This is a genomic window from Streptomyces recifensis, assembly GCF_002154615.1.
Taxonomy (GTDB): domain Bacteria; phylum Actinomycetota; class Actinomycetes; order Streptomycetales; family Streptomycetaceae; genus Streptomyces; species Streptomyces griseoluteus.
In genome coordinates, this window is record NZ_MUNH01000614.1 from 1 (window position 1) to 6,207 (window position 6,207).

4 protein-coding genes and 1 pseudogene are annotated in these 6,207 nt (G+C 72.4%); 1 reads left to right on the forward strand and 4 read right to left on the reverse strand.

Translation table 11 applies throughout. The features are described from left to right. Positions 1-272, forward strand: a pseudogene (locus CCN33_RS27100) (hypothetical protein); the annotation flags it as partial. 7 nt (positions 273-279) lie between these two features. Here the strand turns inward: CCN33_RS27100 and CCN33_RS27105 are convergent. The 4 genes from CCN33_RS27105 to CCN33_RS27120 form a co-directional block, all read right to left on the reverse strand. Further along, positions 280-1,938, reverse strand: a complete 1,659-nt coding sequence (locus CCN33_RS27105; protein WP_086696068.1) for a glycosyltransferase family 2 protein — start codon at positions 1,936-1,938, stop codon at positions 280-282. Continuing rightward, a complete protein-coding gene (locus CCN33_RS27110; RefSeq protein ID WP_086696069.1) occupies positions 1,935-4,133 on the reverse strand; it encodes a CDP-glycerol glycerophosphotransferase family protein in 2,199 nt (732 codons plus the stop codon). Before CCN33_RS27110 ends, CCN33_RS27105 begins: the two co-directional genes overlap by 4 nt. Positions 4,134-4,236: 103 nt before the next feature. Further along, a complete protein-coding gene (locus CCN33_RS27115; RefSeq protein WP_244173952.1) occupies positions 4,237-5,067 on the reverse strand; it encodes an ABC transporter ATP-binding protein in 831 nt (276 codons plus the stop codon). Beyond that, the gene (locus tag CCN33_RS27120) at positions 5,060-5,968 is read right to left on the reverse strand and encodes an ABC transporter permease (protein ID WP_086696070.1); all 909 of its coding nucleotides are present in this window, start codon (positions 5,966-5,968) and stop codon (positions 5,060-5,062) included. Before CCN33_RS27120 ends, CCN33_RS27115 begins: the two co-directional genes overlap by 8 nt. Positions 5,969-6,207: the final 239 nt, after the last annotated feature.

The window sequence follows — 6,207 nt, forward strand, 5'->3', positions numbered from 1 at the left end:
TGGCCCGTACGGTGCCGTCCCGGCAGATCCCCGCGTACGGGCCGTACACCGTGGCGCCCGGCTACCCGGACGTGTTCCTGCCGGACCAGGGCGGCCGGGACGCGGCGGTGGAGCGGTACTTCGACGCCGGCACCTCCTCCGAGGCCCGGCGGGCCATAGCGCGCCGGTACGGGGTGCGCTGGGTGATCGGGCCGGCCGCCGACGCCGAGCCGTGGCTGCGCCCGGTGACGACCGGCCCGGCCGGACAGGTGCTCTACGCGGTGCGCGACTGAGCGGAGTTCACTTCAGCGCGCTCGTCACCAGCCGGAACGCGTTGCGCACCCGCGGACGGTCGATCTTGCGCACCACCGGCCGCAGCAGCCGGGCCGTGACCCCCACCGGCTGCCAGCGGATCTGCAGCCGGCCGGGGTTGCGGCCCTCGGGCTCGACGGTGATCCGGTGGGCCGCGCCGCCCGACTCCACCCGCGCGGTCAGCGCCGGGAAGGCGAGCGGTGCCAGCAGGAGCCCCGAGTGGGCGAGGCCCTGCTGCTGGAGCCTCACCTGCGGATGCCGGACTCCCTCGAAGCCCTGGAGGGGGAGCCGGGCGCGGGTCAGGTCCAGCTGGACCCGGCCCTCGAACACGCCCGGCCGCACCGGGTCCAGCCGGAACGGCACCGTGAGCCGCCGCCGGCCGGGGGAGAGCAGCAGTCCGGCCCGCTGCGGGCCCACCGGGAGCCGCAGTCCGGGGTCGTAGGTGCGCACCGTCAGGGTCAGCGCGGCGCCGGGGCCGGGCCGCAGGCCGGTGATCTCGTGCCGGAAGAAGGCGGTGGAGAAGGGGCGGGTCTCCAGCTCCAGGTCGGTCAGGTCCAGCTCCCGGCGCCCCCGCCCGGTCGTGGGCACCGAGCCGCCCCAGTAGGGCGTGCCGTCGGCGTCGGCGGTGACCTCGCGCGGCGCCACCGGGTGCCCGAGACCCCGCGCGGCGAGCCGGACCCCGTCGAGGTCGCTCTCTCGCAGCAGTTCCAGCACCACCCGCTCCGGGCGGGGCAGCCGGGCGAAGGCGCCCTCGGCCAGGGTGTCCAGGTACGGGTTCATGATCTCGGCGAACTCCGCCAGCCAGGTGTCGTCCCGGTAGGGCAGGTCGCCCGCGTACATCCGGAAGTCGTGCTTGAGGAACTTGAAGTCCTTGTCCTCGCGCAGCCCGGCCTGCCCGCTCTCCACCAGGAAGGCGTCGATCAGGCGCTGCACGTGCACCCGGTCGGCGACGTTGGAGATCTTGTGCCGCTGGTTGGAGATGGAGGCGCTGGACTGGTCCGCGTACGGCTCGATGTACCAGGTGTAGACCGGGTCGGGGATGATCGTGAAGGCCCGCGCGAGACCGTAAGCCTGGGCCGAGAAGAGCTGGTCCTCGTAGTGGATGCCCTCGGGGAAGCGCAGGTGGTGGCGGTCGAGGAAGGCGCGGGCGTACATCTTGCTGGTCGAGAGGTGCTCGAAGAGCAGCCGGGGGTCGGCCGCGATGCCGTCCAGGGTCCGGCGCTCGCGGACCAGGTGCGGCATCCAGGTGGTGCGGCGGCCGTTGTCCACCCGGACCCGGCGCACCGCGCCCATGGTGAAGTCGACCTCGCGCTCCCGGTGCGCGGCGAGCAGCAACTCGACGGCGCGCGGCGGCAGTTCGTCGTCGCTGTCGAGGAACATCAGGTACGGGGCGCGGGCGACGTCGATGGCCCGGTTGCGCGGGGCGCTGCACCCGCCGCTGTTCTCCGGCAGGCGCAGGTAGCGCACCCGGCTGTCCTCGGCGGCCAGCCGCCGGGCCACCGCGGGGGTGTCGTCGGTGGAGTGGTCGTCGCTGATGACGATCTCGATGTTCTCGTGGGTCTGCGCGCGCAGGGAGGCGACCGCGCGGGGCAGCCGGGCCGCGTCGTTGTAGACGATGACGGTGACTGTGACGTCGGGGGTCGTCATCCTTGGAGCTCCTCGGGCGTCGGGGCGGGGGAACGTTCCTCCAGCGGAAGCACGGGCGGCAGCGCCTCCTCTGGCTCACCGAGGAACACCCGCCGCACGACCCGTTCGGCGGCCCGGCCGTCGTCGAACTCGCAGAACCGGCGCCGGAACGCCGTGCGGGCCTTCGCCGCCGTCTCGTCGCGCCAGGCGCCCGAGGTGAGGATCTCGGTCAGCTCCTCCTGGGTGCGGGCGACCCGGCCGGGGGCCTCGGCCATCAGGTCGAAGTAGACCCCGCGCGTGGTGCGGTAGGTCTCCCAGTCGTCGGCGTGCACGACGATCGGGCGGTCCAGGTTGGCGTAGTCGAACATGATCGACGAGTAGTCCGTCACCAGCACGTCGGCGGCCAGGCAGAGCTCCTCGACCGGGTCGTAGGTGGAGACGTCGACGATGCGGCCGGTGCGGCGCAGCCCGGCCAGCGGGGAGGCCGCGCCGCCCCCGTAGAAGTAGTGGGCGCGCACCAGCAGCACGGTGTCCTCGCCCAGCCGGTCGGCCAGGGTGGCGAGGTCCAGGCGCGGGGTGAACCCGGCCTCGTAGTCGCGGTGGGTGGGCGCGTAGAGCACGGCGGTGCGGCCGGGCGGGATGCCGAGGCGCTCGCGGGCGGCGCGCACGTCGGCGGCGGTGGCGGTGTAGAAGACGTCGTTGCGCGGATAGCCGTGGTCCAGCGAGGTGTAGCGGGCCGGGTAGGCGCGCTCCCACATCCGGGTGGAGTGGCTGTTGGCGCTGACGCTGTAGTCCCACTTGTCGATCCGGGACAGCAGCGCCGCGAAGTCCAGTCCCTGGGCCGCCGCCGGGTGCTCCCGCTGGTCCAGGCCCATGCGTTTGAGCGGGGTGCCGTGATGGGTCTGGAGGTGGACGGCGCCGGGGCGCTTGACCACCGCGTTGGGAAAATTGACGTTGTTGACCAGGTACTTGGCGGTCGCCAGCGTCTCCCAGTAGCGCCGGGTGCCGGGGATGACGTGATCGGTGCCGTGGGGGAGCAGGGCCGCGTTCTCCCTGGTCACCACCCACACCGGGTGGATCTGCGGGGCGAGTTCGGCCAGCTTGGCGGCGATGGCGGCCGGGTTGCAGGCCACCCCCCGGTCCCAGTAGGCCGCGAACACGGCCAGGTTCGGATCGAGCGGGCGGGTGAGCGCCCGCCGGTACTGCTGTTCGCGCAGCCGCACCCCGAGCTGTCGCTTGCGGGCGCGGACCGCCTTGCGGGCCGAGCGCCGGGTGCGGTTGGCGGTCTGCAGCGCCCGGTACCTGGTGTACGCGCCCTCCTCCAGCAGCGCGTGCCGTACGCCCTCCAGGCCCGCCGGGCGCTGGTGGCCCTCGGGGCGCCAGCGGACGGCGGCGGCCGAGGCGCGGCGGAAGAACTCGCGGGCCACCGGCTCCGGCATGCCCTCGCGGGCGAAGACCCGCACCAGATCGCGGACCATCAGCCCGTACAGCACCGCCCGCACCGGGCGGCGGCCCTCGGCGCGGGCGAGCAGGCGCTCGTGGCGGTCGATCAGGGCATAGCGGTCCTCGGGGGTGCGCGGGGGCAGGCTCTCCCGGCGCAGCCTGCGGTCGTCGTACGCCGTCTGGTCGAGGCAGGCCACGTGGCCGGCGCGGAGCAGGGCGGCCTGGGCGACGAAGTTCTCGTCGTCGCCGGAGAACTCCTCCTCGTGTTCCCGCCAGAACGCGGTGCGCAGCGCGCGGGTGCCGAGCAGCGGGGTGAGGCGGAGCAGGTCGGGTGAGTCGTCCAGGGTGACGGCGGCGCGGCCGGCCCCGGCGAGCAGGCGGCCGTCGCGGGAGGGGACGGCGGTGGTGCGCCAGGTGGTGGTGGTGTGGTCCAGCAGGACGACGTCGGTGCTCTCGTCCAGTTCCGCGGTGCGCTCGGCCAGCAGCCGGGGGGCTCCGGCGGGCAGCCCGTCCTTGGCGTGCACGAAGTGCAGCCAGCGGCCGGAGGCCCGCGCGGCCCCCGCCGACCGGGCCTCGGCGTCGGGTGTGCCGTCGGGCAGCGGCACGGTGACCGTCTCCGGTGCGTGACCCTCGGCCGTCTCCCGGGCCCAGTCGCCGACCGCCGCGACGATCACCTCGGTGTCCGGGAGCGGATGGGCGTTGAGGGAGTCGAGGAGTTCGGCCAGATGCCCCTGCGTGTTGGGCCCGTAGACGATGACGCTGAGTTGGGGCATCTGGAGGGGCTCCTTCGGCTCTTCGTCCCGCGGTCACCTTTCATAACATACTGTCATTACATGACTGAAAGGGATATCCACGCGTGAAGCGGAAGCCCCTTGGCTACTTCTTCTTGCGGTCGCCTGTGAACGCCTCGTACTCCCTGAGCACGTCCTCGGTGGCGCCGTCCATGCGCAGCTCGCCGCGCTCCAGCCAGAGCACCCGCTCGCAGGTGTCGCGGATGGAGTTGTTGTTGTGGCTGACCAGGAAGACCGTGCCGGCGTGCTTGCGCAGCTCGCGGATGCGGGCCTCGGAGCGCTTCTGGAAGGAGCGGTCGCCGGTGGCCAGCGCCTCGTCGATCAACAGCACGTCGTGGTCCTTGGCGGCGGCGATGGAGAAGCGGAGCCGGGCCGCCATGCCCGAGGAGTAGGTGCGCATCGGCAGCGTGATGAAGTCGCCCTTCTCGTTGATCCCGGAGAAGTCGACGATGTCCTGGTAGCGCTCCTTGATCTGCTCGCGGGACATCCCCATGGCGAGGCCGCCGAGGTGGACGTTGCGCTCGCCGGTCAGGTCGCTCATGAGGGCCGCGTTGACGCCCAGCAGGGAGGGCTGGCCGTCGGTGTAGATGTGGCCGTTCTCCACCGGGAGCAGACCGGCCACCGCCTTGAGCAGGGTGGACTTGCCGGAACCGTTGGAGCCGATCAGGCCGATCGCCTCGCCCCGGTAGGCGGCGAAGGACACCTTCTTCACGGCGTGCACCCGGCGCACCCCGGCCGCCTTCTCGGCCTTGCCCCGGCGCAGGATGCGGTTGAGGGCGGCGGTGGCCGAGCCCCGGCCGGCGCCGGTGCCGTTGACCCGGTAGACGATGTCGACGCGGTCGGCGACGACGGTGGGGACTCGCTCGGCACTCGCGTCCTGCGGGGCCGGGACGGGGGAGATGGTCTGCTCAGCCACGGCCGTAGGTCTCCTCAGCCTTCCAGAAGTAGATGAAGCCGCCGATCCCGGCGGCGACCGCCCAGCCGGCCGCCGCGAGCCACACGTGCGGGGGCAGCTTGTCGGCGCCGAAGCTGTCGATCAGCGCGAACCGCATGAGGTCGATGTAGAGCGCGGCCGGGTTGTACTCCAGCAGCAGCGACATCGCCCGCGGCTGGTCCTTGGTGTGCTGGTCGATGCTCCACATCACGCCGGACACGTACATCCAGGTGCGCAGCAGGAACGGCATGAGCTGGGCGATGTCCGGGGTCTTGGCGCCCATCCGGGCCAGCACCATCGACACGCCCGCGTTGAACACGAACTGCAGGACCAGCGCGGGCAGCGCCAGCAGCCAGGACGCGGAGACCGGCACGCCCACGCAGAGGATGATCGCGATCAGCGCCAGCATCGAGAACAGCAGCTGCTGGAGCTGCTGGAGGCAGAACGAGATCGGCAGCGCGGCGCGCGGGAAGTGCAGCGCCCGCACCAGGCCGAGGTTGCCGGAGATGGCGCGGGTGCCCGCCATGATCGAGCTCTGCGTGAACGTCCACACGAACACGCCCGTCACCAGGAACGGGATGAAGTCGGCGACCCCGCGCTTGGTGCCCAGCAGCACGCCGAAGATGAAGTAGTAGACCGCCGCGTTCAGCAGCGGGGTCATCACCTGCCACAGCTGGCCGAGCTTCGCCTGGCTGTACTGCGCGGTCAGCTTGGCGGTGGCGAAGGCGGTGATGAAGTGCCGCCGGTCCCAGAGCTGCCGGACGTACGCCGGTACGGAGGGGCGGGCGCCACTGACGGTCAGGCCGTGCCGGGCGGCCAGTGCCGCCAGGTCGCCGTCGGCCGGAACCTGCATCGGGGGCGGTGCGTCGAGGACCTGGCTCACATCCGCTGCTTTCGAATCGGGTGGTGGGGGAAGCGCGGTCCGGCCGTTGCCCGCCGTTTCCGCGTGCTTTTCCGTCCGTTTACCAACGTCGGGACGGGACCGTATCGTCGTAACGGGAGAGTAGGCCCATCCGGCGACGGAACGCAACCGTTGCGTCGTCCCGCCTATGCTGGTGGGCATGACGACCAACGCCGACGAACCCCCGGCGCGCCCGCGCCGGGCCCCGGCCGGGGCCGCCG